We start from the raw sequence: 26,147 nt of genomic DNA, 5'->3' as shown, positions 1-26,147 counted from the left end.
GCCGGCAGGCTGACGACGGCGCGCCCGGACATGCGCTCGACCCATACTTGAACGACTACCTGCATTGCCTTCGCCGGCCGCCCCTTGAAAGGACACGGATGCCGCATCGAGCGCCTCGCCCCACATTGCGCGACGTCGCGACACGCGCTGGGGTGTCAGCCGCCCTGGCCAGCTACGCCCTCAACGGCACGGGCAGGGTCGCGGCTGAGACAGTCGAGCGGGTGATGGCCGCCGCCCGCGAGCTCGACTATCAGGCAGACGCTCGCGCGCGAAGCCTGCGCACGGGACGGTCCAGCGTCTACGGAGTCGTGATTCGGAACATGCGCAATCCGTTCTTCCTGAACGTTCTGCGAGGGATGGAAACGCTTGCAGACCAGCACGGCGCCTCCCTGCTGATCGTCAACTCCGGATACGATCCGAATCGGGAGGCGGCCGCCTTGCGGAGGCTCACGTCCGAAGGCGTCGGCGGCATCGCCGTTGCGCCGATCGGACGCAATGGTCCGCTAGCCGAATGGGCGGCAACGCATGAAGGCCTGCCGATCGTTGCCTTCAACCGGACGCCGGACCCCTCCGACCTCGCCAATCCAGCACGCGTGCCCACGGTCGGGCCAGATGACAAGGAAGCGATCAGGCTTGCCTTGGAGCATCTCCTCGACCGAGGACATCGATCTGCCACCCTGGTAGCGGCTCCGTCCGAGCTGGCGGCGGACTGGGGACGTGAACGCGAGTTCCTGAGCCTCTGCCGAGAGTGGGACCTCCGCGGAACGATCATGCGGTGTCCGCTCGACCACGCCAAGGTATCCCAAGCCGCCGCGGAAGCCATCGACGCGACGCGCGCTCCGGCTTTCATCGTCAACTCAGATTATCTGGGGGCAGCCATCTACGATGCCGCCCGATCCCGGGGCCTCCGCGTCGGGGAGGACGTGAGCGTCGTAGGACACGACGACCTCACAACGTCGGCTCTCCTCGAACCGGGCCTGACCACCATCACCTTCGACCAGGAGCGCCTGGGAACAGAGGTGATGGCCATGCTCCTCGACGGTGCGCGCCAACGGGTCGACGTTCGCCTCCCAGTCGAGCTCACCGTGCGCGGCTCGGTTGCCGACCTGCGCTCCATGGCGGGGCCGGAAACGCAGCGACGCCAAGGGCAATTCCGCTAGGCCGCCGGGCTCTAGCGCTGGCCGCGCCCCGTGAGCTGGCGCCAGCGATCGGTCAGGCCCCACTTGGTCACGTTCAGCATGGCCTCGACCACGATGTTGCCGCTCATCTTCGAGGAGCCGAGCTCACGCTCGACGAACGTCACGGGCACCTCGACGACGTTGAGGCCCATCTTGGCCACGCGCCATGCGAGGTCGACCTGGAAGCCGTAGCCCACGGATTCGACGGCGTTGAGGTCCAGCTTCTCGAGGGTGGTGCGACGGAAGGCCCGGTACCCCGCGGTCATATCCTTGACCTTCAGGCCGAGCATGATGCGCGCGTACGTGCTTCCGGTGCGGGAAATGAGCTGACGGTAGAACGGCCAGTTGACCACGGAGCCGCCCTGGACCCAGCGCGAGCCGATCACGAGGTCGGCACCCTGATCGACCGCGTCGAGCAGCAGGGGAAGCTGCTCCGGGCGGTGGGAGCCGTCCGCGTCCATCTCGACGATCACGTCATAGTCGCGCTCGAGCGCCCACTCGAAGCCCGCGATATACGCCGCTCCGAGGCCCTCCTTGCCCTTTCGGTGCATGACGTGCACCTGCGGGTCTTCCGCGGCGATCTGATCGGCGAGCTGGCCCGTCCCGTCCGGGCTGTTGTCGTCTGCCACGAGGACGTCGGAGGCCGGCACGGCCGAGCGCAGACGGCCGAGCGTCTTGGGCAGGGACTCGAGCTCGTTGTACGTCGGAATGATCGTCAGAATACGCACGCAGGCGTCCCTTTCGGAGGCTGGTCACGGGTCACGGCCCCCCGAGGGAGGGCGCAATCGCCCATTATATCCAGCACCCCAGCAGGCCCACGCGCCTTCGGGCCAGTCGCGGGGCTGGCAGCTGGTCAGTCCCCCGGCTGTTTTCTACTGACACGTGGACCTGCCTCTAGGGCAGTGCCACCATCCGAGGTGCTCGATGGCGGCTGGGCTGACCGCATGCGTCCAACAAGCGGCGCAGCCCGATGACACTCGATCCTACGTGCCCCACACGGCCTGTCAACCGCAGTCTGACCTGCGAAAACTGGCGTTTTGCCTGTTCAGCGCGGCGTTTCCGACATGAGAAGGGGCACTCGTACCTGTTCTGTGACGACCGGTCCCACAACGGCCGGTCCCACAACGGCCCGTCCTATGACACCCGGCCAGCGTGCGATGCGAAACCCTCGGCGCTGTACAGGCTGGTCCCTCGATGCACTGTGGCCAGACACCGCGGCCGGTTCTCGGTGTCGAGTGCCGGCAGCAGCGGCGTGCGCGCCCGGGGATCCGTGCTCCAGGCCTGGACGCGTTCGTCCGCGACCTGGACCATGAGCTCGTCGACCTCCCACACGGCGAAGCTCGCGGGCGCCCCGGGCACGAGCTGCCCCATGAGCGGGTCCGCGTGCCGCACGGCGCGCCAGCCGGCGCGGGAATGCCCGATGAACGCCGCGCGGGCGGAGATGCGCTCCGTGGGCGTCGAATGGCCCAGGCAGGCCGCGACGCTAGCCCACGGATTCTGATCGCAGACCGGAGCGTCGCTGCCGAAGCACAGCGGGACGCCAGCGGAGGCGAAGCTCGCGAAGGGATTCATCCCCTCGCGCCGCATCCCGAGGCGTTCCGCGTAGAGCCGTCCGTCTCCGCCCCATGCTGCATCGAAGAGCGGCTGCGCGCTCACGGTCACCGCGTGGGCCGCGAGCTCGGCGATAGCGGCGCCAGAGGCCATCTCCACGTGCTCGAGGCGATGCCCGGCCGCCCGGACGGCGGACGCGCCCACGAGCTCGTCCGCGCGGCGCAGCCCCTCGAGGGCGAGCGCGAGGCCGCCGTCGCCGATCACGTGGAAGCCACCCTGCACCCGCAGTTCCGAGCACGCGGCGAGGTGGCGGCCAACCTGCTCGGCGTCGAGGTAGGCGGTGCCGCGGTGACCAGGCGCGTCGGCGTAGTCCGCCGAGAGCAGCGCCGAACGGGAGCCGATCGAGCCGTCGATGTTGAGGTCCCCCGCGAGCCCGAGTACGGGCACGCCGAGCGAGTCGAGGACGGTCCGGGCCTCGTCCGCCGAGCCGACCAGCTGCCCCCAGTACGCCATGACCTGCGGGACGGCGCCGCCGTCGTCCGCTCCCCCGCCGCCGAGCAGGAGCCGCAGGTCGTCGACGCCGGCGATCTGGGGGGCCGCCTGCTCGACGAGCGCGACGTAGCCGCGCGAAGCGGCCCGCTCGAGGGCCGCCCGGTGGAGGGCGCGCACGTCGTGGGGGTCGCTCGGGCGCGCGGCCGCACGCACCGCGGCGAGGGCCTCGCGCGTCGCAAGCGGACCGCCATCCCATCCGGCCGCCCGCGCCCCGCCGGGCCCGTCGATCCCCGCGGCGGCCGCGAGGGCCGGCGAGACCAGCGCAGAGTGCACATCGACCCGCGTCAGGAGGACCTCGCGGCCGCTGGCCGCCCGGTCCAGCTCCGCGGCGCTTGGCAGCGCACGCTCGGCCCAGCCCGACTCGTCCCAGCCGTGCCCGAGCACGACCCCCGGCGTCGCCGAAGCGGCACGGGCGACGGCGTCCAGCAGCTCGGTGGCCGACCGCGCCGTCGAAAGATCGAGCGAGCGGAGCACGAGCCCGGTGTCCGCGATGTGCACATGAGAGTCGACGAAGCCCGGCGTCACGACCGCACCGTCGAGGTCGACGACGCGAACGTCCGGACCCGCGATGGACGTGGCCGCCTGCTCTCCCCCGACCCAGGCCACGGTACCGCCGTCGACGAGCATCGCCGACGCGAGGGGATCTGCGGTCGAGTACACCGAGCCGTTGCGGTACAGGGTGAGCTCGCGCTCGGAAGACATACGGGTGCCTTTCTGTAGGCGTCTGTTGACGGGGGACGGATGGCTCCGCCTCGAAGGGCCTTAGTCGGCGACGCCCGAGTACGCGACCACGCCGCGCTTGATGGCGTCGATCGCTGCGTGGCAGAGGCGCCGCACCCGCGGCTCGACTCCCGGGACGTCGGCGAGCTGGTCGAGCAGGTCGATGACCTGCTTGACCCAGCGGACGAAGTCGCCCGCCGCGAGCTCGGTGCCGGACAGGACGTTCTGCAGCTCGCGCCCGCGCGCCCACTTGTAGACGGGCCAGACGAGCCCGAAATCGGGCTCTGCCGTCCGGGGAAGCCGGTGCTGCTCCTCGACGCCCTCGAGGGCCGCCCACTCCCGCAGGATGGCATCCACGGCCACGTCGAGCGAGATGCTCGGCATCTTGGGCGGCAGCCCCGGCTCCTCGCGCTTCGCCTGATACACCAGCACGCTCGCAAGGGCCGCGAGTTCCGCCTCGTCCACGTCGTCGAACGCGCCCGCCCTGAGGGCGAGTGCGGTCAGCAGGTCTTTGTCGCCGTAGATGCGGCGCAGCTGCTGGCCGCGATCCGTCACGCGGACGTCGCCGTCTGCGGTGTCGAGGCAGCCGTAGAACTCGAGCACCTCGCACACGCGGTCGAACGTCTTGGCGATCGTGTTCGTCCGCCCCTGAATCTGCTCGACGATCCGATCCGTCTCGTGCCGCAGCTTGCTCCAGCGCTCGCCCCAGCGCGCATGGTCCTCGCGTTCGGCGCAGCCGTGACACGGATGGGCGCGCAGCTGGCGGCGGAGCTCCGTGATGCGGCGCTCGCTGTCCTCGTAGCCGGCGGCGAACGCGAAGTCCCGGCGGGCCCTGCGCTTGCGGCCCGGGGCGTCCGGGCCCTCCGAGCGGGAACGGTCGACGGCGTGGCGCATCGACGCGGCGAGGTCCCGCCGGTCCTTGGGCCGCTTGGGGTCGAAATGCTTGGGGATGCGGATTCTCGCGATCGGCTCCACCGGGCCCTCGAGGTCCTGGTAGCCGATCCGTCGGAGGTTGTGGTCGAACGTGAGGACGTGCGGGCGGGGCTCCCGGGCGTTCGTATCGACGGCCAGGACCACCGCCGACCCGCTCAGACGCCCCTCGGCGATCTCGACGACGTCTCCCGGCAGGAGGCGCGCGAGCGAGTCCACGGTCATGCTCCGCCGCATGCGGCCGGCCTCCCGTGACGCGTACTTTTCTGCCGCGGAGAGTTCGTCGCGCAAGCGCGCATATTCCGCGAAGTCGCCAAGGTGGCACTTCATGGCCTTCTCGTAGCCCGCGAGTGACTCCTCGCGCTCCCGGACCTGGCGCGCGAGGCCCACCACGGACCGGTCGGCCTGGAACTGCGCGAAGGAGCTCTCGAGGATGTCGCGGGCTCGCTTGCGTCCGAACTGCGCCACGAGATTGATGCTCATGTTGTAGGTGGGCCGGAAGCTCGAGTTGAGCGGATAGGTGCGGCGCGAGGCGAGGCCCGCGAGGGCGGTTGGATCGAGGCCAGGCCGCCACTGCACCACAGCGTGCCCTTCGACATCGATGCCCCGGCGACCTGCCCGGCCGGTCAGCTGCGTGTACTCCCCCGAGGTGATGTCGACGTGGGCCTCGCCGTTGAACTTCTCGAGCTTCTCGATGAGCACGCTGCGCGCCGGCATGTTGACGCCGAGCGCGAGCGTCTCCGTCGCGAAGACCGCCTTGACGAGGCCGGCCGCGAACAGCTTCTCGACCACTTCCTTGAACGTGGGCAGGAGCCCCGCGTGGTGCGCCGCGATACCGCGCAGGAGCCCGTCGCGCCACGACCAGAAGCCGAGCACGGCAAGGTCGGTGGGCGGGAGGTCCTTGGCGGCCTCGTCGATCGCCGCGGAGATCGCCGCTCGCTCTTCCGGCGTCGTGAGGTCAAGGCCTGCGTCGACGCACTGCTGGACGGCCGCGTCGCAGCCCATCCGCGAGAAGATGAAGTCGATCGCGGGAAGCAGGCCCTGCCGCTCGAGCGACTGGATCATCTGGGGCCGGCTCGCGCGCGTCCCCGCGAGCTGGACGCCGCCGTCGGACCCGCCGGGGCGACCGCCCGGGCGGCCCCTTCCCCCGTGCTGCCGATCGTCCCGCCGGCGCCCGCGGCCGCCATGGCCGAACCGGGTGCCGCGCACGGCCTGCGATTCACGGCGCGAGATCTCAACGAGCTCGGGGTTGACGGCGGTCAGCTCGCGCGGATGCTCCGCCGCGGAGCGAGTGGCCCGTGCGGGAGCCTCTTGGGCCTCAACGTCCTCCCCTGCGTCCCCCACGTGGTCGTGCGCGTCCGCGAGGTCGTCGAAGGACTGACGCGTGGCGAAGAGGTCTACGAGCCGGCGTCCGACCATGACGTGCTGCCACAGCGGAACGGGCCGATGCTCGGAGACCACAATCTCGGTCTCGCCCCGAACCGTGTCGAGCCATGCGCCGAACTCCTCGGCGTTCGAGACCGTCGCGCTCAGGGAGACGATCCTGACCTCTCGTGGGAGGTGGATGATGACCTCTTCCCACACTGCGCCACGGAACCGGTCGGCGAGGTAATGAACCTCATCCATGACCACGTAGCCAAGACCGTCGAGGGTCGAGGAGCCCGCGTAGAGCATGTTGCGGAGGACTTCGGTCGTCATGACCACCGCGGGTGCCTCACCGTTGACCGTCACGTCTCCGGTGAGGAGCCCCACCCGGTCCGTGCCGTACGCCTCGGACAGCTCCGCGTACTTCTGGTTCGACAGGGCCTTGATGGGGGTTGTATAGAACGCCTTGAGCCCCTTGCGGAGCGCGAGATGCACGGCAAACTCGCCCACGACTGTCTTGCCGGCCCCCGTCGGCGCCGCCACAAGGACTCCTCGGCCAGCCTCGAGAGCTCGGCACGCGTCCCGCTGGAACGGATCGAGAGGGAACGGGAGCTCGGCCGCGAAGGCCCCGAGTTCGGTCTTGGAGAAGGCCCGCCGTTCGGCGTCCAACGCGTATCGCTCGGCTGGGCTCAGATTCTCGGGGACGCTGGACATGAGTCCAGCCTAGAACTTGTCGAGGTCCTCGCGTGACGTAGGCGTATCCGCGGCGGCTTCCGATTCGACGGCGAGCTTCTCCTCGCGGCGCAGTCGACGCTTGTCCTGCAGGAGGCAGAGGCCGATCGCGGCGAAGAAGAGCGCCAAGAGCGGAACCGCGAGCATGAACATCGAGACCGCGTCAGCTCCAGGCGCGGCGAGGGCGGCGAGCACGAACACGGCGAACACCGTGATGCGCCATGCCTTGAGGATCGTCTTCCCGGCGAGGACGCCTGCTGCGTTGAGCCCGACGAGGACGACCGGCACGAGGAACGCGAGGCCGAGGAACAGCACCATGTGCGTGACGAAGTCGATGTACTCGCGCCCGTCGATCAGGTTCGAGAAGCCCGACGGCGTGAACTGGGTGAGCGCGCGCACCACCTGCGGCGTCACGCTCCACCCGACCCACACGCCCGCGAGGAACAGCGGAACTGCTGCGCCCATATAGCCGAGCGTGTAGCGGCGCTCCTTCACCGTGAGCCCGGGCATGACAAAGGCCCAGAGCTGGTAGATCCAGACCGGGCTTGCGAGGACGAGGCCGATCTGGATCGCGAGCTGGAGCTTGAAGTCGAACGGCGAGCCGACAGTCGAGAAGTTGACCCCGGAGATGCCGCCCGTGCGAGCCGCGATGTCCTTGACGGGCGTCTGCAGCGCCTCAAGGATCGGGTCGTACAGGAACCAGCCCGCAATCGCCCCAAGGAGCACGCCGATGGCCGACTTGATGAGCCGGTTCTTGAGCTCCCTGAGGTGCTCGAGCAGGGGCATCCGGCCTTCGGGATTGGCCTTCCGCCCCTTGGCGGCGGTCACGCTCAGGCGCGCTGGGACGGGCCGGCGGAGTTGCCGTCGCCCTCGTCAGCGCCCTTGGGCGGGATGACCTTGCCCTCGACGGGGCCCTCGCCTGACTTCGAGGAGGACGACGACGAAGACGACTTGCCGTCTTCGCTCCTCATCTCCTTGACCTCAGAACGCAGAATGCGCATGGACTGCCCGAGGCTGCGAGCCATGCCGGGAAGCTTGGGCGCCGCAAAGAGCAGAAGCGCCACAACGATGATGATGACGATAGGCCACGGGCTATCGAAGAGTCGTCCCACAAGAAGTCCTTTCCTTCTACTGCAAGTCTAGATGAGTCCGAGGTCACTCAGGGACTGCGCTTGCCCACGAGCTGCCCGGCGGGCAACGCGTCGGGCCCGGCGCGCGTCGCGCCGCTCTGATTTGCCGCGCCGATAGGCGCTTAGCATTTCGTCTGGATCCCCGAATACGGCGCTTCCAGGCGCGGGTCCGCTGGCCTCGCGCGGCGAGTCTGCGCCGTCGTCCGTTGCATCACGAAGCACCGGCCGCGCGCCTGAGCCGATCCCCGCGAGGCTCTCGCCTGCGTCGCTCAGCGTCCGGAGCGCCTTCCGCACGAGCCAGAAGCAGCCCAGCGCCAAGGCGACAGCGCTGCCGACCAGCAGCGCCGCCCACAGAAGGATCCAGAACCACCACGGCACGAGGAAGAGCCTATCCGTTCTGCGCCGCACGCAGCGCACGCATGAACCACGAACGCGCCGCCTCTACGGCAGCCTCCGGTCCCTCGAGCGCGACCGATCCCCCGAACTGCGCGAGGAACCGGGGAAGCCAATCGAGGCGAGCGACGCGCAGTCGGACGCGCCGGCCCCCGTCCTCGAGGTCGACGCCGTCGTATGCTCCGTACTCGTGCTCGACCCAGAGGGCCTCGGGAGCCAGCCGCAGGACGGCCTCGACGTCCGAGGCGCTCGGCTCGACGAGCCAGTCCTCCGCCCGCGGTGCGACCCCCTCGGGCAGAGGGAGCTGCTGGCTCGGCTCGAGTTCGACGATGCGGTCCACGCGGAACACGCGGCGCTCCTCGACCCGATGACAGTAGGCCTCGACGTACCACCGGTCGCCGTCCGAGCGCAGGGCGAGCGGATTGACGAAGCGCTCGGACCGCTCATCCTTGGTCGGGTTGAGATAGGTCAGCCGGAGCGTGGCGCCGTCCGCGACGGCGGCGCGCAGGACGGGCAGGAGCTCGGCGTTCCGCTGCGGCTCGGCCTTCACATCGATCTGTGGCACCGAGCGAGCGCCCTGGATCGTGGCCACGCCCACCTTCTCGGCGAGCGCCTCGAGCGCTGGCCGCTCCTCCGGGGAAGCCATCGGGAGCAGCGTCTGGAGGCCCAGTTGGAGCGAGAGCGCCTCCTCGATGCTGAGCCTGCGCGGGAGCGAGAGCTCGGGCGCGTTCGCGAGGCTCACGATGCCCTCGTGCACGTCCACCTCGATGCAGTCCTGCCAGCCGCCCAGGTCGGTGGGGCCCGAGTACTGCAGCACCGAAAGCTCTTGGGTGAGCTCCCGCTCCGTCATCCCGTATCTCGCTGCCGCCTCCTCGACCGCGACCGGGCCGCGGAGGAGGTATGGCACGAGGTCCACGATGCGGCTGAGCCGCTCGTCGGACGGCCTGGACCTGCGGGCCGCGGCAGCGGGCACCGGGAGCGCTCCCCCGCTCCCGAGGGCGGCGAGCGCGCCTTCGAACCGACGGACGACGGCGTCCGCGAGTTCCGCTGGCGACTCGACGACGAGGGCGTCGCCGAAGCCAGCCAAATAGTCCGCGGCCACGGTGAGATCCCGGAAGGCGTATTCGCCGACCTCCCAGCCGTCAGGTGCGTCGGATTCCACCGGCGTCCAGGCCGTGCGGAGTTCGAGCGCTCGGCCTTCGGCGATCCGAATCCTCGCGGAGCGGGTGGGAAGCGCGTCGAAGCCCTCGAGCTCGGCGTGGACTGCCCCTTCCGCGGGCGGGGCGAACGCGCCGTCGGCGCCGACGCCGATCCGGCCGCGAATCCTCGACAGGCGGAAGACGCGCGGGGCCCCGCGCCCGGTGTCGAACCCCACGAGGTACCACTGGCCGTAACGCTGCCCCAGTCCCCACGGCTGAACGCGGCGCTCTTCCTGCCGGCCGGTGCTCGTCGCGTAGTACTCGAAGGTCACCTCGGCTCGGCGAGAGGCGGCGTCGGCGAGGGCGGCGTAGCGAGGGTCGTCGACCCTCACGCGCGGCTGGACGAGCGACGGCGGCGAGTCCGGCAGCGCGCCCGCGGCCTCGAGCCGGCGGAGGGCCGCGCGCGCGGACGCGCCTGAGCGGGCGCCCTGCGTCGCGAGGCCGGCTAGGGCGAGGAGCTGCTGCTCCTGCGGCGTGAACTCGATCTCCGGCAGCCTGAAGTTGCGCGGATCGATGCGATAGAGCGACGTCGTGGCGCCACTGTCCTCGCGCTCGTAACCCTGGCGCTCCGCGACTTCGGCCCCGAGGGCCCGGAGGTCGGCCTTGTCGCGCTCGAATTGGCGCTCGACCGCCTCCCTGTCCCGCTCGGCTCCCGGAACCCACCCGTAGACGTCCCGGAGGAGGCGCTCGCGAGAGATGCCGAGTTCGGTGTGCAGGAGGGCGATCAGGAGGTTCAGGAGACGTTCGGTCTTCTTCTGGGACACATCGGCAGACTACCGGGAACGCCCGCGGGGCGCGGGCGGCTTGTGCCGCCCGCGCCCCACGGGATCTTCGGTCATGGTCGCGTCAGCGAACTCCGACGAGGTCGACCACAAGTCGAGCGTCAGCGAACTCCGACGAGGTCGACGACAAAGATGAGCGCCTCATTCGGCGCGATGACCCCGCCGGCACCGGCCGAACCGTAGGCGAGCTCCGAGGGGATCTCGAGCCGGCGGCGGCCACCGAGCTTCATGCCGAGAAGGCCCTGGTCCCAGCCCTGGATGACCTGGCCGACGCCCACGCGGAAGTCGAGCGGCCGGCCGTTGTTCCAGCTCGCGTCGAACTCCTCGCCGGTGGACCAGGCCACTCCCACGTAATGCGCGGACACGTTGTCGCCTGCGGCGACCTCGCGGCCCTCGCCCTCGATGAGGTCGACGATCTTCAGCTCCGCGGGCACGGGGCCTTCGGGGAAGTCGATCTCCGGCTTCTGCCGGTCATACTCACGCTGTCCGAAGGACATGATGTGTTCCTCTCTGTGGAATCGTGTCGGTGGGAATCGCGTCGGGGTGGCGGTGCGGCCGTTACTGGATGCCCAGAATGTCGACGACGAAGACCAGATCGCCCTTCGCCTGCCCCTGGCCCTGATCGCCATAGGCCTGGGCCGCAGGAATCACGAGGAGAACACGCGAGCCCACGGTTTTCCCGGTGAGCCCCTTCGTCCACCCCTCGATGACTTGGCCGAGCCCGAACGTCGCCGGGGTGCCGCGGTCAAAGCTCGAGTCGAACTTGGTGCCGTCCGAGAGGTTCACGCCCACGTAGTTGGCCACGATCGTATCCGTGGCCTGAACCGTGGCGCCCTTGCCCTTGATGAGGTCCTGCGAAACGAGCTGGGTCGGCTTCGCAGCGCCCTTGACGTCGATCTGCGGGACGCCCTTCGAGTCCTCGGTGACCTTGGGCAGCCCGGCCGGCGGCGTCACGGTGTCGCCAGACGGCTTGCTCAGCGGAGACGGAACGTCCTTCGCGTCGGTCACCTTGAGGATGAGGAGCGTCGTGGTCCCGTCGCCGCCCTGCTCGGCGCTCACGGGCGGGGTCGCGTAGGCGAGGTAGGAGCCGACCTTGGCACCGACAAGCGCGTTGTACAGCGCCGAATTCTGCTGCTTGAGGCTGTCGTCGACCGGAACCTTCTCAGGCTGGTCCTGGCTGAACGAGTCGCCGAGGGTGCTTCCGTCGGTCCCCTTGAGGGCGAGGACGCTCACGGTCGCGGACTGGCCCGCCTTCACGCGCGCACCAGATCCCTCCTGGACCATCTTGATCGTGAGGCTCGAAACCTTCAGCGGCTTGGTGAAGTCGACCGTCGGGGCCTTCGTGTCGTTGGCCGTCACCTTGAGCGAGCTCAAGGCGTTGACATCACCGGCGGACTGGCTGGTCGGCTCGCTCGACGACGAGCTTCCGGAGCTGCAGCCCGCCATGAGCAGCGCGAGCGGCAGCAAGAGCGCAATGAGTCGGCGCACTGATCTACTTCCTGTGGGGGTCCCCGCCACGGTCGTGGCGGAGGTAGAGGCCCATGGGCCGTCACTAGGGTAACGAGTCTGCCTGTGAAGGAGCCCTCACCCTCGCCGGATACCCTACCTTTCGGATGGAATCAGCCGGAAAACGGCCGGAGCGTCTCGAGCAGCTCGTCGACGCGCGAGTCCTCATTCGCGAACGGATCCTTGCACAGGATGGTGTGGTGTGCGCGGTCGTTGAGCTTGAGATGGACCCAGTCCACCGTGTAGTCGGCACCTGCGGCCTGGGCAGCCTGCACGAAGCGGCCACGGAGGCGGGCGCGAGTGCTCTGCGGCGGGGACTGGACGGCCGTCGCGATGTCCGAGTCGTCGACGAGCCTCGCGGCCGCCCCGCGACGCTGCAGGAGGAAGAAGAGCCCGCGCTCCGGGCTGATGTCGTGGTACGTGAGGTCGAGCTGTGCGACCCGGGCTGAATCGAGATCCACGTCGTTGCGAGAGCAGTAGGAGTCGATGAGCTTCTTCTTGATGGCCCAGTCCACCTCGGTGTCGATCCCGGACGTGTCGCCGGACTCGATCGCCGTGAGGGTGCGGTCCCACAGATCGAGGATGCGCGGGACGTGCGGCGTGTGCGCGCCGTACTGCTGGACGAACTGGCTCACCTTCTCGAGGTAGACGCGCTGCATCTCGAGCGCCGTGAGCTCCGAACCGTTGGCGAGGCGGACGACGGCGCGTCCCGACAGGTCGTGGGAGATCTCCCGGATGCTCCGGATCGGGTTCTCCATGCGGAGATCGCGCATGATGATCCCCGACTCGATCATGCGCAGCACGAGGTCCACGGTGCCGAGCTTCATCATGGTGGTCGTCTCCGACATCGTGGAGTCCCCCACGATGACATGCAGGCGGCGGAAGTGCTCGGCGTCGGCGTGCGGTTCGTCCCGGGTGTTGATGATGGGGCGCGATCGGGTGGTCGCCGAGGAGAGGCCCTCCCAGATGTGGTCGGCGCGCTGCGAGAACGCGTAGATCGGACCGTGGGGAGTGCGGAGGACTTTGCCCGCGCCGCACAGGAGCTGGCGCGTGACGAGGAACGGGATGAGGATCTCCGCGAGCCGGGAGAACTCGGTGCGGCGCGGGATGAGGTAATTCTCGTGGCTGCCGTACGAGTTCCCCGCCGTGTCCGTGTTGTTCTTGAAGAGGTAGACGCTTCCATCGAACCCCTCCTCGTGGAGCCGTTTCTGCGCCTCGTCGATGAGCTCTACGAGGATTCGCTCTCCCGCGCGGTCGTGCGCCACGAGCTGGGCCACGTCGTCGCATTCCGCGGTCGCGTACTCCGGGTGGGAACCGACGTCGAGGTAGAGCCTGGAGCCGTTGCCGAGGAACACGTTGGACGAACGCCCCCAGCTCACGACCTTCCTGAACAGGTAGCGCGCAACCTCCTCGGGGGCGAGCGGCCGGCCCTGAGGGCTCGAGTAGGCGATCCCGAATTCGGTCTCCACTCCAAAGATGCGGCGGTCCACGCGGCTCCTTCCGTGAGCGAGGATGGCCTAACCGGCGACGGTCAGGACAGACGATGCAACCTGGCTAGATGGGTCCCGTCAGGAGCTCATGGAGCTCGTCGGGCCCGATGCGGCGGAACGCGCGCCGGGCGCCCCGCTCGGTCTCGGAGTTGCGGTCGAGCACGGCGACCTCGAGGCTCAGCTGCGTCTCGGTGCGATCCTCGCGCAATGCCTTCGCTGCGAGCTGGATCGCCTCCGCGAAGGAAGCCTCCGCGCTCCACCCGTCGATGACAGCCTCGGCAACCCGCTCGGCCGCGCCGCCCATCACGACGAAGCGGCGCTCGTCGGCGATCGATCCGTCGAAGGTGAGACGGAAGAGATGGTCGGAGCCGACGTCGTGCCCCACCTCGGCCACGGTGAGCTCGACCTCGAACGGCTTCTGCTCTGCGGTGAAGACAGCGCCGAGGCTCTGGGCGTAGACGCTCGCGAGCCCGCGGCCCGTGACGTCCACGCGGTCGTACGAATAGCCGCGGACGTCGGCGTACCTCACGCCCGCCTGACGAAGGCTCTCGAACTCGTTGTACTTGCCGACGGCCGCGAACGCGATCTTGTCGTAGATCTCGCCGATCTTGTGGAGTGATGGGGACGGATTCTCCGCGACCAGGGCGATCCCGTCCCGGCAGCTCAGCACGGCGACGGAGCGGCCTCGCGCGATGCCCTTCCGTGCGAAGTCCGCCCGGTCCTTCATGATCTGCTCGGGCGAGACGTAGAACTGCTGCGTCATCTCAGGCCTCTCGTCCGGCGATGCTGCGTTGCTCGAAGATGTCTCCCGCCACCCGCGCCAGCTCGTGCTCCGGCGCCCGCCGGTGCCCCGTCCGGGTCACCGTGTACACGACCGGCCAGAGCTGGCGGACAGGATCGGGGCCGCCCGTCGCGGAATCGTCGTCGGCCGCATCGAACAGCGCCTCGACACCGACGCGCACGGCCTCGGCCTCGGAAAGCCCCGGGCGCCACAGCTTCTTGAGGGCGCCGCGTGCGAAGACCGAGCCGGAGCCCACCGAATGGTGCTCGAGCTCCTCGTAGCGCCCGCCCGTGACGTCGTAGGAGAACAGCCGGCCCATGCTCTGTTCGAGGTCGAATCCCGCGAAGAGCGGGACCACGGCGAGTCCCTGGAGTGCGAGGCCGAGGTTCGAGCGGATCATCGCGCCGAGCCGCGTGGCCTTGCCCTCGAGACTCAGCAGCGTGCCCTCGATCTTCTCGTAATGCTCGAGCTCGACCTGGAAGAGGCGGACGATGTCGACCGCGAGGCCCGCCGTCCCGGCGATGCCGAGTACCGAGTACTGATCGGCCGGGAAGACCTTCTCGATGTGTCGGCTCGCGATCATGCTCCCCATCGTCGCGCGGCGATCGCCGGCCATGAGGACGCCGCCCGCGAAGGACATCGCGACGACCGTCGTGCCGTGCGGCGCCAGATGCGAGGCGTCCGTGGGCAGGACTCGGTTGGAGGGCAGCAGTTCAGGGCGTGCCGCCGCAAGATGCTCGGTGAAGGACGAAGTCGCTTGCGCCGCGACTCGTTCCGCGAGGAAGTCGTTCATCCCGGCGCCTACTGGCCGCCCTTCTGGACGAACCCGCGGACGAATTCCTCGGCGTTGCTCTCGAGGACGCCGTCGATCTCGTCCAGAAGGTCGTCCACGCCCTCCGTCGCCTCGGACGCCTGGGGTGCAGCCGGCGCCGGCGTGCCCGGCTCGACGTCTTCGGCTTCATCCCGTGACTGGCTGCTCTTCTGCTCCTGACCGGCCATAGCCGCCTCCTTGCGTCGAGCTCGCCGCCTCTGCAGCGGGCTGTGAAACCTATACTGTCACTCTTTCATGCGGGCGGATCCTCCCGCGGGAGCGGGCCTCCGCGCTAGGTGTGGCGCTCCCCCAGGAGGGCCGTGAGAAAGCCCTCGATGCTCGGATGCTCCTCGAACAAAGCCTCGGTGAGAGCCCTAGTCCCACGCAGCGGCTCACGCGTGGGGACGCGCTGAAGGCGGTAGCTCCCCGGCGGCGAGAACACGACCGAGTCCCAGCTCGCGCTCGCGACATTCGCAGGGAAGCGCTGGATGCTCTTCCCTCGGAACCAGGCACGAGTGTCTGCGGGCGGGTCAATCGACGCGCGCGCGATGTCGACGTCCTCGACCAGGCGCTCGAGACTCCCCTTCGAGAGCAGGCGGTGCGCGAGGCCGCGCTCGGGGCGGACGTCGGACCACTGGATGTCCACGAGCCCAAGCCGAGCATCGTCCCACGCGAGGCCGTCCCGCGCACGGTAGCCCTCGAGCACCCTCTGCTTGGCAGCCCATTCGACGTACCCCGCCGCTGCGTCCGGCCCCGACTCAAGGTCGGTGAGCGCGCGCTCCCACAGTCGGAGGACCGCGGCCGTGTGACCGTCTCCACCGTGCTCGGCCGCGACGCCGGCATCGGCGGCGAGCTTGGCGGCAGCCTCGAAATAGACCCACTGCAGCTCGAGCCCCGTGAGCCGGCGGCCATCCAGCAGCCGCACCGTCTCCCGGAGCCCGGTGTCGTGGCTGAGCCGGTGCATCGCGGCAACCGGCTCATGGATCTCGACCGCCGGGCAGGCGCCGGCCTCGATGAGGCTGAGCACCATTGCCGTGGTCCCGAACTTGAGGTAGTTGGCCACGTGGCTGCAGTTCGCGTCGCCCACGATGACGTGGAGGCGCCGGTACTTGTCGGCCACAGAGTGGGGTTCGTCCCTCGTGTTGATGATCGGGCGGCGCATCGTGGTCTCAAGCCCGACCTCCGCCTCGAAGAAGTCGGCCCGTTGGCTGATCTGATAGCCGGGGGTGCGGCCGTCCTGGCCGATTCCAACTCGTCCCGCCCCGCACATGAGCTGCCGCGAGACGAAGAACGGCGTGAGGCCCTTGACCAAGTCGGCAAATGGGACGGCCCGCGGCACGAGGTAGTTCTCGTGGGATCCGTACGAGGCGCCCTTGCCGTCCGTGTTGTTCTTGTAGAGGTTGATCGGCCCGCGCTCCTGATCGCCCGCGAGGACTCGCACGGCCGCGAGCACCACGACGTCGCCCGCCGCGTCCCACGCCACGGCATCGAGCGGGTTCGTGACCTCGGGGCTCGAGTATTCGGGGTGCGCGTGGTCGACGTAGAGCCGCGCACCATTGCCCAGCACTAGGTTCATGAGGGCGGGTTCCTGGTCCCCGTCGAGCTCGAGCTCGGCCGGACCATGTGCGAGGGCCACGCCCTCAGCCGTCAGGACAGGCTCCATGTCCGTCAGGAGATCCGGATGCGCCTGAGTGCGCCGCACCGACCACCCGCGGGCGTCGCGCAACGGCGTCTCGTCCGTGTAGTCCCAACCTGCCCCCGGCGAGGCGTGCAGGCGTTCGCGCGTGAGCTTCGCATAGGACGCGATCACCTGCGAGGACAGGTACGTCGCATTGGCGCCCGGAGCGGACGGCGCGTGGATGCCGTATTCAGTCTCCGAGCCCATGACGCGCAGCGCCCCGCCGGCCGGCAGTCCCTCGGGTCCGTGGTCAGTGCTTGACATGTCACTCCCCCTCGCGACCCAGGGTCACAGGTACTGGCCCGTGCTCTGCGCCGTCTCGATGGACTTTCCGGGCTCACTCCCGCCTTTGCCCTGCACGATCGTGCGGATGTAGGTGATGCGCTCGCCCTTCTTGCCTGAGATCCGCGCCCAGTCGTCGGGGTTCGTCGTATTCGGCATGTCCTCGTGCTCGCGGAATTCGTCGGCCACAGCCCGGAGCAGGTGCTCCACGCGGATGCCCTTCGAGCCCGTCAGCAGGAGATCCTTGATCGCGGACTTCTTGGCCCGGTCCACGACGTTCTGGATCACGGCCCCCGAGTTGAAGTCCTTGAAGTAGAGGATCTCGGTGTCGCCGTTGGCGTACGTCACCTCGAGGTACTCGTTGACCTTGTCGGTCGAGTACATGGCCTCAACCGTGCGCTGGATCATCATGTTCACCGTGGCCGACCGGTCACCGCCGTGCTCAGCGAGATCCGACGCGTGGATCGGAAGCTCCTCCGTGAGGTACTTCGAAAAGATGTCCGCTGCGGCCTCGGCGTCGGGACGCTGGATCTTGATCTTGACGTCCAGGCGGCCGGGTCGGAGGATCGCCGGATCGATCATGTCCTCACGGTTGGAGGCGCCGATGACGATGACGTTGTCGAGCCGCTCGACGCCGTCGATCTCACTCAGGAGCTGAGGGACGATCGTGGTCTCGACGTCGGATGAGACACCCGTACCACGCGTGCGGAACAAGGAGTCCATCTCGTCGAAGAAGACGACCACGGGGCTTCCGTCCGAAGCCTTCTCCCGGGCCCGCGAGAAGATCAGGCGGATGTGCCGCTCGGTCTCCCCAACGTACTTGTCGAGGAGCTCGGGACCCTTGATGTTGAGGAAGTAGCTCTTGATGTCCTGGCCACCGGCCCGCTCCATGGCCCGCGCAGCGAGCGAGTTCGCCACGGCCTTCGCGATGAGCGTCTTGCCGCAGCCCGGAGGGCCGTACAGGAGGATGCCCTTGGGTGCCTTCAGTCCGTGCTCGCGGTACAGGCCCGGGTGCAGGAACGGGAGCTCCACGGCGTCACGAATCTGCTCGATCTGGGACGCGAGGCCGCCGATGTCGTCGTAGCTGATGTCGGGGACCTCTTCGAGGACGAGATTCTCGACCTCGGACCGTGGCACCTTCTCGAGCGCCGTCTGCGTGCGATTGTCCACGGACACGGCATCGCCGACGCGGAGCTGCTCGAGCAGGAGCGGGCCCGAAAGGCGCACGACTCGTTCCTCGTCGCCGCGCCCGATCACGAGGACCCGGTCGGCGCCGAGGATCTCCTTGACGGTCACAAGCTCGCCCGAACGCTCGTAGCCGAGTCCCGCGACCACCTCGAACGCCTCGTTGAGCAGGACCTCCTGCCCGACGCTGAGCTCATTGAAGGCCACGAGGGGGCTCAGCCCGACCCGGATCTTGCGGCCGGCCGTCACCACGTCCGCGCTCTCGTCCGTGACGGCGGCAGCAGCGCCTCCGGCCGGGCGGCGGCGGTTGAGCTGGACGACCGTCCCGTAGCTGTAGGGCGGCTGGCCCTCGTGCTCGAGGGCGGACTTGAGCCGCACGATCTCGGTCTTCGCCGTCTGGAGCATCTCGGCCATGCGGGTGTTGTTGGACGTGGCTGCGGAAAGCTGCCGGTCCACCGCCCGAAGCTTGTCCCGGAGGACATTGACCTGACGCTCGAGGACTCCCACCTGCTCCGCGCTCATGCGGGCGGCGTCCTCGCGCCCAGCTCCAGTCCCCTCGCGCTCTTCCATGACTCTCACACCCTCTCGTGGCTCGGAATGTTCCGATACTTCGACACTAGCCCCACTGTGTCCCGAGCAAACGACTCTGAGAACAAGAGACGCTAAGCGTTACATTGACGCAACGTTTGAGCGGCGTGAAAGCATCCGGGCGGGAAAGCTCAGTCTTCTTCGGCTCGTCCAGCCCTTGCATCTCGGGCCGCCCGGCGCAGCTTCCGATCTGACACTTGGCGCTCGCCGACGGACTCGGGCGTCCACGCATTGAGGTCCTCTTGGGTGAACTCCGTCTTGACACGCTTCTTCCGCACGAGCGGCTCGACGCCGTCGGCGAGCCGCCGCGCGACGAGAAGGAAGCCAGTGTGCCCGACCATGCGGTGCTCCGGCCGCACCGCTAGCCCCTCGAGGTGCCACCCGCGGACCATCGACTCCCACGCATCGGGTTCCGTGAAGCGCCCGTCGGCCCTGATGGCCTCGGCCGTGCGCGACAGCTGGGTCGCCGTCGCGACGTAGTTGATCCAGACGCCCCCGGGAGCGAGGACGGTGGCCACCGCATCGAGGCACTCCCACGGGGCCAGCATGTCGAGCACCACGCGGTCGACACTTCCAGGCTCCTCGGCCTTGACGACCTCGTCCTGGAAGTCCCCCAGCGAGATGCGCCACGCGGGATGCGGTCCGCCGAAGATCGTCTCGACGTTCCCGCGCGCGATGTCGGCGAATTCCTGGCGCCGTTCGAACGAATGGAGGTAGCCGCCGTCGCCCACCGCCCGCAGGAGCGAGATCGACAGTGCGCCCGAGCCGACCCCCGCCTCGACCACGCGGGCGCCTGGGAAGACGTCTGCCATCGTGACGATCTGGCCCGCGTCCTTGGGGTAGACCACGGCCGCGCCGCGCGGCATCGAGAGCACGAAGTCAGACAGGAGGGGGCGGAGGGCCTGATACTGGTGGCCCGCGGTATTGGTGACGACCGAGCCGTCCGGAAGGCCGATGACGGCGTCGTGGTTCAGGAAGCCCTTGTGGGTGTGGAACGCTCCCCCTGCCTCGAGGGTGATCGTGTTCATCCGTCCGCGCTCGTCCGTGAGCTGCACGCGCTCGCCGACTCGGAACGGCCCGCGGCGCATCGCGGCTCCGGTCGGCTCCGGGACGAGCGCGGAGGAGGACGGCGTGCTGCTGTGGGTCATGGTTTCCTTCTTGCTGGATGCGGGTGCGCGGGAGGCGACGCTGCCGCTAGCGAGCGGGCCGGCCCGAGATGGCCGCGACGACGGCGCGCTGGCTGAGCAGCCCGACGACGCGTCCCGTGGCGTCGACGACGGCGTATTCGGTGCCCTGGAGCTGGGCGAGGTATTGGACGAGCTCTTGGCCCCCGGCACTCTCGGGAACGTAGGCGCCCGGCGCGAGCGCATAGCCCACGGCGGTCACCGGGGTGCTCGCGCGGGCCGGCTCCGGGACGCGCGCGATGGCCGTGGGGTCGACGACGCCTTGCGGCTTGCCGTCCGGCGCACAGAGGACGACGACGACGCCCTGGCCCGCGCCTGCCTCGACGGCCTGCTCCACGGTGGCGAAGTTGGGCACGCCCACGGCGGCGACGGCGAGCTGGCCTGCCACGACGTTGGGAAGGCGGCTGCGGAACCCCGCGTTGCGGATGGAGGCGCTGGCTCCCTGCCAGAGGAAGGCCGCGACGAGCAGCAGCACGAGCGTGAACGAGATGTCGATGCCTTGACCCTGCAGCCACGGCAGCACGAGGCCGAAGAAGACGATGGCGGCCACGACCACGCGTCCGGCCCAGCCGGCCGCGATCGTGCCCCTCTCCTGGGACCCCGTGAGGCGCCACACGATGCTCTCGACAAGGCGACCGCCGTCAAGCGGCAGGCCGGGAAGGACGTTGAAGACCCCAATGAGGAAGTTCGCCCACATGAAGATGTTCGCGAGGATTGCCGCGACGCCGGTCGGCTCGGCAGCGTTGATGAGGATCCATGCGGCACCTGCGAGCACAAAGTTCGCCGCGGGACCCGCGAGCGCCACGACCACCGAGCGCCCTGGGGACGCCGTGAAGGTCTCGAACTGCGTATGCCCGCCCCACAGGTTGAGCACGATCTTCTGGCTCGGCCAGCCGAACGCCCGCGCGCTCAGGGCGTGCGCGAGCTCGTGGATCAGTACCGAGACCAGGAGCAGCACGGCGTAGGCGAAGGCCACAAAGTAGGCCCCTGTTCCGAGCTGCGGCTCGCGCGCTGCGAGCGTGGGGCCGTAGACGACCACCGTGAAGCCCGCAATGAGGAACCACGAGTAAGCGAGGTATACGGGGACCCCTGCGATCCGTCCCAGCGGGATCCCGTCCCGCGACCGTCCCTCTGCGGCGTGGCGCTGGCCCTCGGGGTTGCGCTGGCCTTCGGGGTGCGGCTGGCCCTCGGGGTTGGGCTGGCCCTCGGGATTGGGCTGGCCCTCGGGTCCGGCACTCATGCGTGCCCCTGCCCGGCCAAGGTCGACGTCGCGCGCTCGAGGAGGGCTGCGACGTCGTCAACGGTGCGGCCCTCGAGGGTGGACCACTGGGCGGCACCCAGCTCGGCGGGGATCGCCACGGCGTTGGGCACCACAATCGTGGTGAGTCCCGCGGCCACGGCCGAGGTCGCGCCCGGGAGGGAGTCCTCGATGGCCACGCACTGGGACGGTTCGAGGTCCGCAAGTGACGCCGCCAGGTGGGCGAAGCCGGCGAGGTACGGCTCGGGGTCAGGCTTGCCGCGAGACACGCTGTCGCCCGTGATCACCGCGCGGAACGTATCCGCCGGAAGATGGGCGAGGATGCGCTCGACCATGGGCCGCTCGGACATCGTGACGAGGGCGCATTCAACCCCCGCGCCGCGCAGCGCGTCGAGGAGTTCGCGGACGCCCGGGCGCCAGGGAACAGCCTTGGCCAGCTGCTCGATCACCCTCGCCGTGAGGCGGTCGATGATCTCCCTGATCTCGAGCTCCACCCCGGCTTCGCGGAGCATGGCCGCCGACGTCGGAAGTGCCTGCCCCACGAGACGCATGGCCTGTTCGTGGCTCCACTGGCCGCCGAACGACTCCACCAGCTCGTGCTCGGCCACGATCCAATAGGGCTCGGTGTCGACAAGGGTTCCGTCCATGTCCCAGAGGACGGCACGCAGACGGGCAGCGTCGAGTTCGTCGGGAAGGCGCATATGAACCAGTCTACGGGGACGGGCAGGGTGTCCTCCCTCCGCGAAACTCGGGCCTGCGCCTCGGAACCACCCTGCGAACCGGGCCGCTTGGTCATAGGCTGGAGCGATGAACGAGTTCGACGCCGACGCTCCGGCTCCCCACCTCGGCCTCTTCCCGCCGCCCGCCGAGGGCGAGCGGGTCACGGTCATGCTCGCGGCCTTCGAGGGGTGGAATGACGCGGGCGAGGCGGCGAGCGAGGCGGTGCGGGCTATCAAGCGGCAGTTCGGTGCCCAGAAGGTCGGGGCGATCGACGCCGACGACTACTACGATTTCCAATTCACCCGGCCCACCGTGCGCCGCTCCGGGTCCGGCCGGCGCAGAATCCGCTGGCCCTCTACTCGCGTCTCGACTGCGCGCCTCGACGACTACCCCATCAACCTCGTCTTCATCCAGGGCACCGAGCCGTCGTACCGCTGGCGCGCCTTCACGGAAGAGCTCATGGAATACGTCGAGGATCTCGACGTCGACTATCTGATCGTGATCGGCGCTCTCCTCGCGGACGTCCCGCACAGCCGCCCCATCCCTGTGACCGCGACGAGCGAAGCGGGAGACCTGCGCGAGAGGCTCAACCTCGAGGCGTCGCAGTATGAAGGCCCGACGGGGATCGTGGGCGTCTTCGCCGACGCGGCGGACCACCACGGGATCCCCACGATCTCTCTGTGGGCGGCCGTCCCGCACTACGTGGCCCAGGCGCCGTCGCCGAAGGCACAGCTTGCGCTCATGCACCGGATCGAGGAGATGGTCCAGATCCCGCTCGAGACGAATGAGCTCGCCGAGGACGCGGAAGCCTGGGAACGCGGGGTCAACGAGCTCGCGACTGAGGACCCCGAGATCGCTGCGTACATCCAGCAGCTCGAGGAGGCCAAGGACACCGCGGACCTGCCTGAGGCCACCGGCGAGTCGATCGCGCGCGAGTTCGAGCGCTACCTGAAGCGCCGGGGCAAGGAGGGTGGCGCCGCCACCTGAGCAGGAGGCCGCTCAGGCCGTGCGGCGTCCGGGGCCGTGGGCCCGGCGCGAGCGTCCCTTAGAGCCGGACGCCCAGGAGGGCGTCCAGCGCAGCGGCGACCAGTTCGCCGTCGGCCGCTTCACCCGCCCGAGCAGCCACGGCGTCGTCGGCCCACTTGTCGACGGCGGCGAGCGCGCGCGGCGCATCGAGATCGTCCGCGAGGGCCTCGCGGATCTCTGTGAGCAGGAGCTCCGCCGAGCCCCTCGGCGCCTGCGGCACGGCCTCGCGCCAGCGCGCGAGCCTGGCCTTCGAGCTCGCGAAGAGCTCTGCGGTCCACTCCCAATCGGAGCGATAGTGGTTGGCGAGGATCGCGAGCCGGATGGCCTGCGGCTCCTCCCCCGCTGCCCTGAGCCTCGAGACCAGGACGAGGTTGCCCAGGGACTTGCTCATCTTCTGGCCGTCGAGCCCCACCATGCCCGTGTGGGCGAAGTGCTCGGCCAGGGGGACGTGGTGCAGCGACCAAGCGTGGCCAGCCCCCATCTCGTGGTGCGGGAACGCGAGGTCCGAGCCTCCGCCCTGGACCGTGAACGGGGCGGGGAGGAAGCGCTGTGCGATGACCGTGCACTCGATGTGCCAGCCAGGGCGTCCTCGGCCAAGGTTGCCGCCGTCCCAGTGCGGCTCGCCGAGGCGGGCCTCACGCCACAGGATCGGATCGAGGGGGCTGTGCTTGCCGGGCCGCTCGGGGTCGCCGCCGCGCTCGCCGAAAACCTCGATCATCTCGGCGACCGTCATGTGCGAAACGGTGCCCAGACGCCACGCTTCCGGCGAGTCCGCGCGGCGCGTGGCTTCGGTGACGTCGTAGTAGACGTCGCCGTCGGGCTCGCCTTCCGCGCCCGCCAGCTGGTACGCGAGGCCATCCTCGAGAAGCCGCTCGACCTCCGGAACGATCCACGGGATTGACTCGACGGCACCGATGTAGTGATCCGGGGCGAGGACGTTGAGCGCCTCCATGTCCGTCTGGAACAGCTCGATCTGCTGCTTCGCGAGGGTGCGCCAGTCGACGCCCGTCGCGTCGGCGCGCTCGAGAAGCGGGTCGTCGACGTCGGTGGTGTTCTGGACGTAGGCGACCGTGCTCCCGGCGTCCCGCCACACCCGGTTCAGGAGATCGAACGCGACGTAGGTTGCGGCGTGGCCGAGGTGGGTCGCGTCATACGGCGTGATCCCGCAGACGTAGAGCGACTGCTGGGGTGCCTCGGGGAGCTCGGCCATATCCTGGCTCGCCGAATCCCACAGGCGGATCTTCCCGCTCTTGCCGGGGAGGGAGGGGATCGGGGCCTGGCGCCAAGTCTTCACGCGACAAGCCTAGTGCTCCGGGCAGAGCGGCTCGAAACCGGCGCCCGATGCGGGCGCTAGCCCTCCTCCTCGTCCCCGTCGTCCAGGAGATCGATGGGGAGGTCCTCGCCGTAGGCGTCGTAGAGGGCATCGGAATAGGCCTCGAAGGCGTCCGCCACGGCAAAGTAGGCGGCCTCCACCGCGGGGTCGTCGTCACCGCGACGGGACGACGCCGCCACGAGGTGCTCTTCGAGCGCCGCCGTGAGCGAACCGAGTGCCACGCGAGGGTCGATGCTCATGGGCCCACGGTAATCTGATTCGAAGGGACTGCCTAGATCGCCGGATGGCGCAACAGGACACTCAGGAGGAAGCGAGGGCCATGAAGGAACGGATCCTCGGCCCGGGCCCGGCCAACAGCGCCACCAACGGCAAGTACGAGTACCTCGTGCTCTCCGTCAAGCCCGGCGAGTCGATCGCGGAGGCGCGCCAGCGCGTGCGGGAGCACTCCGAGTACGGCAAGTGGGAGCTCGAACGCAGCCGTCTCTACATGGGCGGCGGCCGGAGATACTGGCTGCGCCGCAGGGTCATCGCCGTCGAGCGGACGGCCTAGCTCAGTTCCTCCCCACGGCCGGATCCTCAAGCGGCCCCAAGAGCGCATTCGCCACGGTCGCGTGAGCCGACTCCGGATCCGACGGGTGGTACTGGCCCGCGACCACGTCCCGGTAGAGCCGCTGGAGCTCGCTGGAACGGAAATAGCCTCCGCCGCCGCCCACCCGCATCGCGACGTCCACAACGGCCCGCGCCGTTTCGGTCGCGCGGTGCTTGAGCCCACTGAGGGCGGGGAACCACGCCGCTCCGCGGTCTACGAGCCCGTCCACGTCTTCCGCGACCCGCTCGAGCTGCGGGAGGACGCCGTCGACCGCCATCGCCGCATCGGCGAGCTGCCACCGAATGTCCGGGTCCTGGGCGTAGGGGCGGCCGCCGTTCTTGAGGGACTTGCGCCGATGGGCTGCCTCGACCCCGAGTGCGAGCGCCCGTTCAGCGATTCCCGTGTAGACCGCCGCGAGCAGCGTCTCGAACACGGCGAAGATGCCGAAGATGAGCAGGTCGGGATTCGGCCCGACGGGGAGGCGCCGGACGATTCGTTCTTCGGGCGCGAGCGCGCCCTCGAGAAGGGTGGTGCAGGACTGGCTCGCGCGCATGCCGAGCGTGTCCCAGTCGTCCAGTTGACGCCACCCAGGCTCGTCGCGACGGATGAACCCGTAGACGAGCTGGGGCTCCTGGCCCGTCGAGTCCTTCCCGAACGTCCCCATGCGTGTCCAGACCGGCGCGAGGCTCGTGAAGACCTTCGTACCCGTGAAGCGGACGCCCCCGCCGGGCTGCGGCTCGGCCGCCGTCACGGAGTCGAACAGGACCGAATCGTTTCCTGCCTCCGAAATACCGAACGAGAAGACCTCCCCGGCCGCAGCCTCGTCGAGCACGAAGTCCAGACTCGCATCGCCGCGCGCCCCGAAGACGCGGGCCACTCCGGTCCACACGAGGTGCATGTTGACCCCGAGCGCGGTGGCCGGCGCGGCCGCCGCGAGCCGGCGCTGAAGACGCACGACGTCGGCAAGGCTGGCTCCCAGCCCGCCCGCGGCTTGGGCGACGAAGGCCTTGAGATAGCCGGCCTCGACGAGCTCATGGAAGTCCTCGTGGAAGAACTCGTTGCGCTCGTCGTAGCCCGGCGCACGAGCGCGGATGCGGTCGATGAGCCCATCGGGCAGGACGCTGGCTGGGTCGAGGCTCACGCCGACTCCTCTCGGTTGCGGCAAGCTGGCTTGGCCTTGCCTT

Annotated in this window: 23 protein-coding genes; 3 read left to right on the top strand and 20 right to left on the bottom strand. The window is 69.2% G+C overall.

The features are described 5' to 3' along the window. Window positions 1-98: 98 nt before the first annotated feature. Window positions 99-1,160, top strand: a complete 1,062-nt coding sequence (locus tag E6A26_RS13010) for a LacI family DNA-binding transcriptional regulator (protein WP_136611624.1) — start codon at window positions 99-101, stop codon at window positions 1,158-1,160. 11 nt (window positions 1,161-1,171) lie between these two features. Here E6A26_RS13010 and E6A26_RS13005 read toward each other — a convergent pair whose 3' ends face one another. The 17 genes from E6A26_RS13005 to E6A26_RS12915 all read right to left on the bottom strand — a co-directional run bounded on the left by E6A26_RS13005 (window position 1,172) and on the right by E6A26_RS12915 (window position 21,996). Continuing rightward, window positions 1,172-1,906, bottom strand: coding sequence for a polyprenol monophosphomannose synthase (locus E6A26_RS13005; RefSeq protein WP_136611623.1), 735 nt, complete (start codon window positions 1,904-1,906; stop codon window positions 1,172-1,174). Window positions 1,907-2,312: 406 nt separating this feature from the next. Continuing rightward, window positions 2,313-3,983, bottom strand: coding sequence for an amidohydrolase (locus E6A26_RS13000; protein ID WP_136611622.1), 1,671 nt, complete (start codon window positions 3,981-3,983; stop codon window positions 2,313-2,315). Between the two features lie 60 nt (window positions 3,984-4,043). Further along, entirely contained in the window at window positions 4,044-7,010 is a 2,967-nt protein-coding gene (locus E6A26_RS12995) for a DEAD/DEAH box helicase (RefSeq protein ID WP_136611621.1), read from the bottom strand. Window positions 7,011-7,019: 9 nt separating this feature from the next. Continuing rightward, window positions 7,020-7,814, bottom strand: a complete 795-nt coding sequence (gene tatC / locus E6A26_RS12990; protein ID WP_136611683.1) for a twin-arginine translocase subunit TatC — start codon at window positions 7,812-7,814, stop codon at window positions 7,020-7,022. A gap of 44 nt (window positions 7,815-7,858) precedes the next feature. Then, window positions 7,859-8,140, bottom strand: coding sequence for a Sec-independent protein translocase subunit TatA (tatA, locus tag E6A26_RS12985; protein ID WP_136611620.1), 282 nt, complete (start codon window positions 8,138-8,140; stop codon window positions 7,859-7,861). Between the two features lie 406 nt (window positions 8,141-8,546). Then, window positions 8,547-10,514: a helix-turn-helix transcriptional regulator gene (locus E6A26_RS12975; RefSeq protein ID WP_136611618.1), complete on the bottom strand. Its 1,968-nt coding sequence runs from the start codon at window positions 10,512-10,514 to the stop codon at window positions 8,547-8,549. A 119-nt stretch (window positions 10,515-10,633) separates the two neighbouring features. Beyond that, window positions 10,634-11,029: an FKBP-type peptidyl-prolyl cis-trans isomerase gene (locus E6A26_RS12970; protein WP_136611617.1), complete on the bottom strand. Its 396-nt coding sequence runs from the start codon at window positions 11,027-11,029 to the stop codon at window positions 10,634-10,636. A gap of 61 nt (window positions 11,030-11,090) precedes the next feature. Beyond that, window positions 11,091-12,020 carry an FKBP-type peptidyl-prolyl cis-trans isomerase gene (locus E6A26_RS12965; RefSeq protein ID WP_136611616.1) on the bottom strand — a complete coding sequence of 310 codons (930 nt, stop codon included), beginning with the start codon at window positions 12,018-12,020 and terminating at the stop codon, window positions 11,091-11,093. A 131-nt stretch (window positions 12,021-12,151) separates the two neighbouring features. After that, window positions 12,152-13,528 carry a Pup--protein ligase gene (pafA, locus tag E6A26_RS12960; RefSeq protein ID WP_136611615.1) on the bottom strand — a complete coding sequence of 459 codons (1,377 nt, stop codon included), beginning with the start codon at window positions 13,526-13,528 and terminating at the stop codon, window positions 12,152-12,154. A gap of 64 nt (window positions 13,529-13,592) precedes the next feature. Then, on the bottom strand, window positions 13,593-14,291 hold the full coding sequence (gene prcA / locus E6A26_RS12955) for a proteasome subunit alpha (protein WP_136611614.1): 699 nt from the start codon (window positions 14,289-14,291) through the stop codon (window positions 13,593-13,595). A 1-nt stretch (window position 14,292) separates the two neighbouring features. After that, a complete protein-coding gene (prcB, locus tag E6A26_RS12950) occupies window positions 14,293-15,102 on the bottom strand; it encodes a proteasome subunit beta (RefSeq protein ID WP_136611613.1) in 810 nt (269 codons plus the stop codon). Between the two features lie 8 nt (window positions 15,103-15,110). Continuing rightward, the gene (locus tag E6A26_RS12945) at window positions 15,111-15,308 is read right to left on the bottom strand and encodes a ubiquitin-like protein Pup (RefSeq protein WP_136611612.1); all 198 of its coding nucleotides are present in this window, start codon (window positions 15,306-15,308) and stop codon (window positions 15,111-15,113) included. Between the two features lie 104 nt (window positions 15,309-15,412). Then, on the bottom strand, window positions 15,413-17,062 hold the full coding sequence (gene dop / locus E6A26_RS12940) for a depupylase/deamidase Dop (protein ID WP_234865458.1): 1,650 nt from the start codon (window positions 17,060-17,062) through the stop codon (window positions 15,413-15,415). Window positions 17,063-17,086: 24 nt separating this feature from the next. Next, complete coding sequence (gene arc / locus E6A26_RS12935; protein WP_407695385.1) at window positions 17,087-18,787, bottom strand: proteasome ATPase; 1,701 nt, start codon at window positions 18,785-18,787, stop codon at window positions 17,087-17,089. 197 nt (window positions 18,788-18,984) lie between these two features. Continuing rightward, on the bottom strand, window positions 18,985-20,001 hold the full coding sequence (locus E6A26_RS12930) for a tRNA (adenine-N1)-methyltransferase (protein WP_136611610.1): 1,017 nt from the start codon (window positions 19,999-20,001) through the stop codon (window positions 18,985-18,987). 46 nt (window positions 20,002-20,047) lie between these two features. Continuing rightward, entirely contained in the window at window positions 20,048-21,277 is a 1,230-nt protein-coding gene (locus tag E6A26_RS12925; RefSeq protein WP_234865456.1) for a site-2 protease family protein, read from the bottom strand. Beyond that, window positions 21,274-21,996 carry an HAD family hydrolase gene (locus tag E6A26_RS12915; RefSeq protein WP_136611609.1) on the bottom strand — a complete coding sequence of 241 codons (723 nt, stop codon included), beginning with the start codon at window positions 21,994-21,996 and terminating at the stop codon, window positions 21,274-21,276. The genes E6A26_RS12925 and E6A26_RS12915 overlap by 4 nt, the downstream gene beginning before the upstream one ends. Window positions 21,997-22,102: 106 nt before the next feature. On the opposite strand from E6A26_RS12915, the gene E6A26_RS12910 reads away from it, so the two are divergent. Then, a complete protein-coding gene (locus E6A26_RS12910; protein ID WP_136611608.1) occupies window positions 22,103-23,002 on the top strand; it encodes a proteasome assembly chaperone family protein in 900 nt (299 codons plus the stop codon). 58 nt (window positions 23,003-23,060) lie between these two features. On the opposite strand, the gene mshC is transcribed toward E6A26_RS12910, so the two are convergent. Both mshC and E6A26_RS12900 read right to left on the bottom strand, forming a co-directional pair. Continuing rightward, a complete protein-coding gene (gene mshC / locus E6A26_RS12905) occupies window positions 23,061-24,335 on the bottom strand; it encodes a cysteine--1-D-myo-inosityl 2-amino-2-deoxy-alpha-D-glucopyranoside ligase (RefSeq protein WP_136611607.1) in 1,275 nt (424 codons plus the stop codon). A gap of 56 nt (window positions 24,336-24,391) precedes the next feature. Further along, window positions 24,392-24,613, bottom strand: a complete 222-nt coding sequence (locus tag E6A26_RS12900) for a hypothetical protein (protein WP_136611606.1) — start codon at window positions 24,611-24,613, stop codon at window positions 24,392-24,394. An 80-nt stretch (window positions 24,614-24,693) separates the two neighbouring features. Between E6A26_RS12900 and E6A26_RS12895 the strand changes: the two genes are divergently transcribed. After that, a complete protein-coding gene (locus E6A26_RS12895) occupies window positions 24,694-24,924 on the top strand; it encodes a DUF5703 family protein (RefSeq protein ID WP_136611605.1) in 231 nt (76 codons plus the stop codon). Window position 24,925: 1 nt separating this feature from the next. On the opposite strand, the gene E6A26_RS12890 is transcribed toward E6A26_RS12895, so the two are convergent. Continuing rightward, window positions 24,926-26,104 carry an acyl-CoA dehydrogenase family protein gene (locus E6A26_RS12890; RefSeq protein ID WP_136611604.1) on the bottom strand — a complete coding sequence of 393 codons (1,179 nt, stop codon included), beginning with the start codon at window positions 26,102-26,104 and terminating at the stop codon, window positions 24,926-24,928. Window positions 26,105-26,147: the final 43 nt, after the last annotated feature.

Origin of the sequence: Sinomonas albida, assembly GCF_004919045.1 — a bacterium.
Lineage (GTDB): Bacteria > Actinomycetota > Actinomycetes > Actinomycetales > Micrococcaceae > Sinomonas > Sinomonas albida.
This window is presented reverse-complemented; position numbering and strand designations above follow the sequence as displayed.

Coding starts and splice junctions, on each gene's coding strand:
- E6A26_RS13010 (WP_136611624.1), top strand. CDS start 99: ATGCCGCATCGAGCGCCTCGCCCCACATTGCGCGACGTCGCGACACGC.
- E6A26_RS13000 (WP_136611622.1), bottom strand. CDS start 3,983: ATGTCTTCCGAGCGCGAGCTCACCCTGTACCGCAACGGCTCGGTGTAC.
- E6A26_RS12995 (WP_136611621.1), bottom strand. CDS start 7,010: ATGTCCAGCGTCCCCGAGAATCTGAGCCCAGCCGAGCGATACGCGTTG.
- tatC (WP_136611683.1), bottom strand. CDS start 7,814: ATGCCCCTGCTCGAGCACCTCAGGGAGCTCAAGAACCGGCTCATCAAG.
- E6A26_RS12970 (WP_136611617.1), bottom strand. CDS start 11,029: ATGTCCTTCGGACAGCGTGAGTATGACCGGCAGAAGCCGGAGATCGAC.
- prcA (WP_136611614.1), bottom strand. CDS start 14,291: ATGACGCAGCAGTTCTACGTCTCGCCCGAGCAGATCATGAAGGACCGG.
- prcB (WP_136611613.1), bottom strand. CDS start 15,102: ATGAACGACTTCCTCGCGGAACGAGTCGCGGCGCAAGCGACTTCGTCC.
- E6A26_RS12945 (WP_136611612.1), bottom strand. CDS start 15,308: ATGGCCGGTCAGGAGCAGAAGAGCAGCCAGTCACGGGATGAAGCCGAA.
- dop (WP_234865458.1), bottom strand. CDS start 17,062: ATGTCAAGCACTGACCACGGACCCGAGGGACTGCCGGCCGGCGGGGCG.
- arc (WP_407695385.1), bottom strand. CDS start 18,787: ATGAGCGCGGAGCAGGTGGGAGTCCTCGAGCGTCAGGTCAATGTCCTC.
- E6A26_RS12930 (WP_136611610.1), bottom strand. CDS start 20,001: ATGACCCACAGCAGCACGCCGTCCTCCTCCGCGCTCGTCCCGGAGCCG.
- E6A26_RS12925 (WP_234865456.1), bottom strand. CDS start 21,277: ATGAGTGCCGGACCCGAGGGCCAGCCCAATCCCGAGGGCCAGCCCAAC.
- E6A26_RS12915 (WP_136611609.1), bottom strand. CDS start 21,996: ATGCGCCTTCCCGACGAACTCGACGCTGCCCGTCTGCGTGCCGTCCTC.
- E6A26_RS12910 (WP_136611608.1), top strand. CDS start 22,103: ATGAACGAGTTCGACGCCGACGCTCCGGCTCCCCACCTCGGCCTCTTC.
- E6A26_RS12900 (WP_136611606.1), bottom strand. CDS start 24,613: ATGAGCATCGACCCTCGCGTGGCACTCGGTTCGCTCACGGCGGCGCTC.
- E6A26_RS12895 (WP_136611605.1), top strand. CDS start 24,694: ATGAAGGAACGGATCCTCGGCCCGGGCCCGGCCAACAGCGCCACCAAC.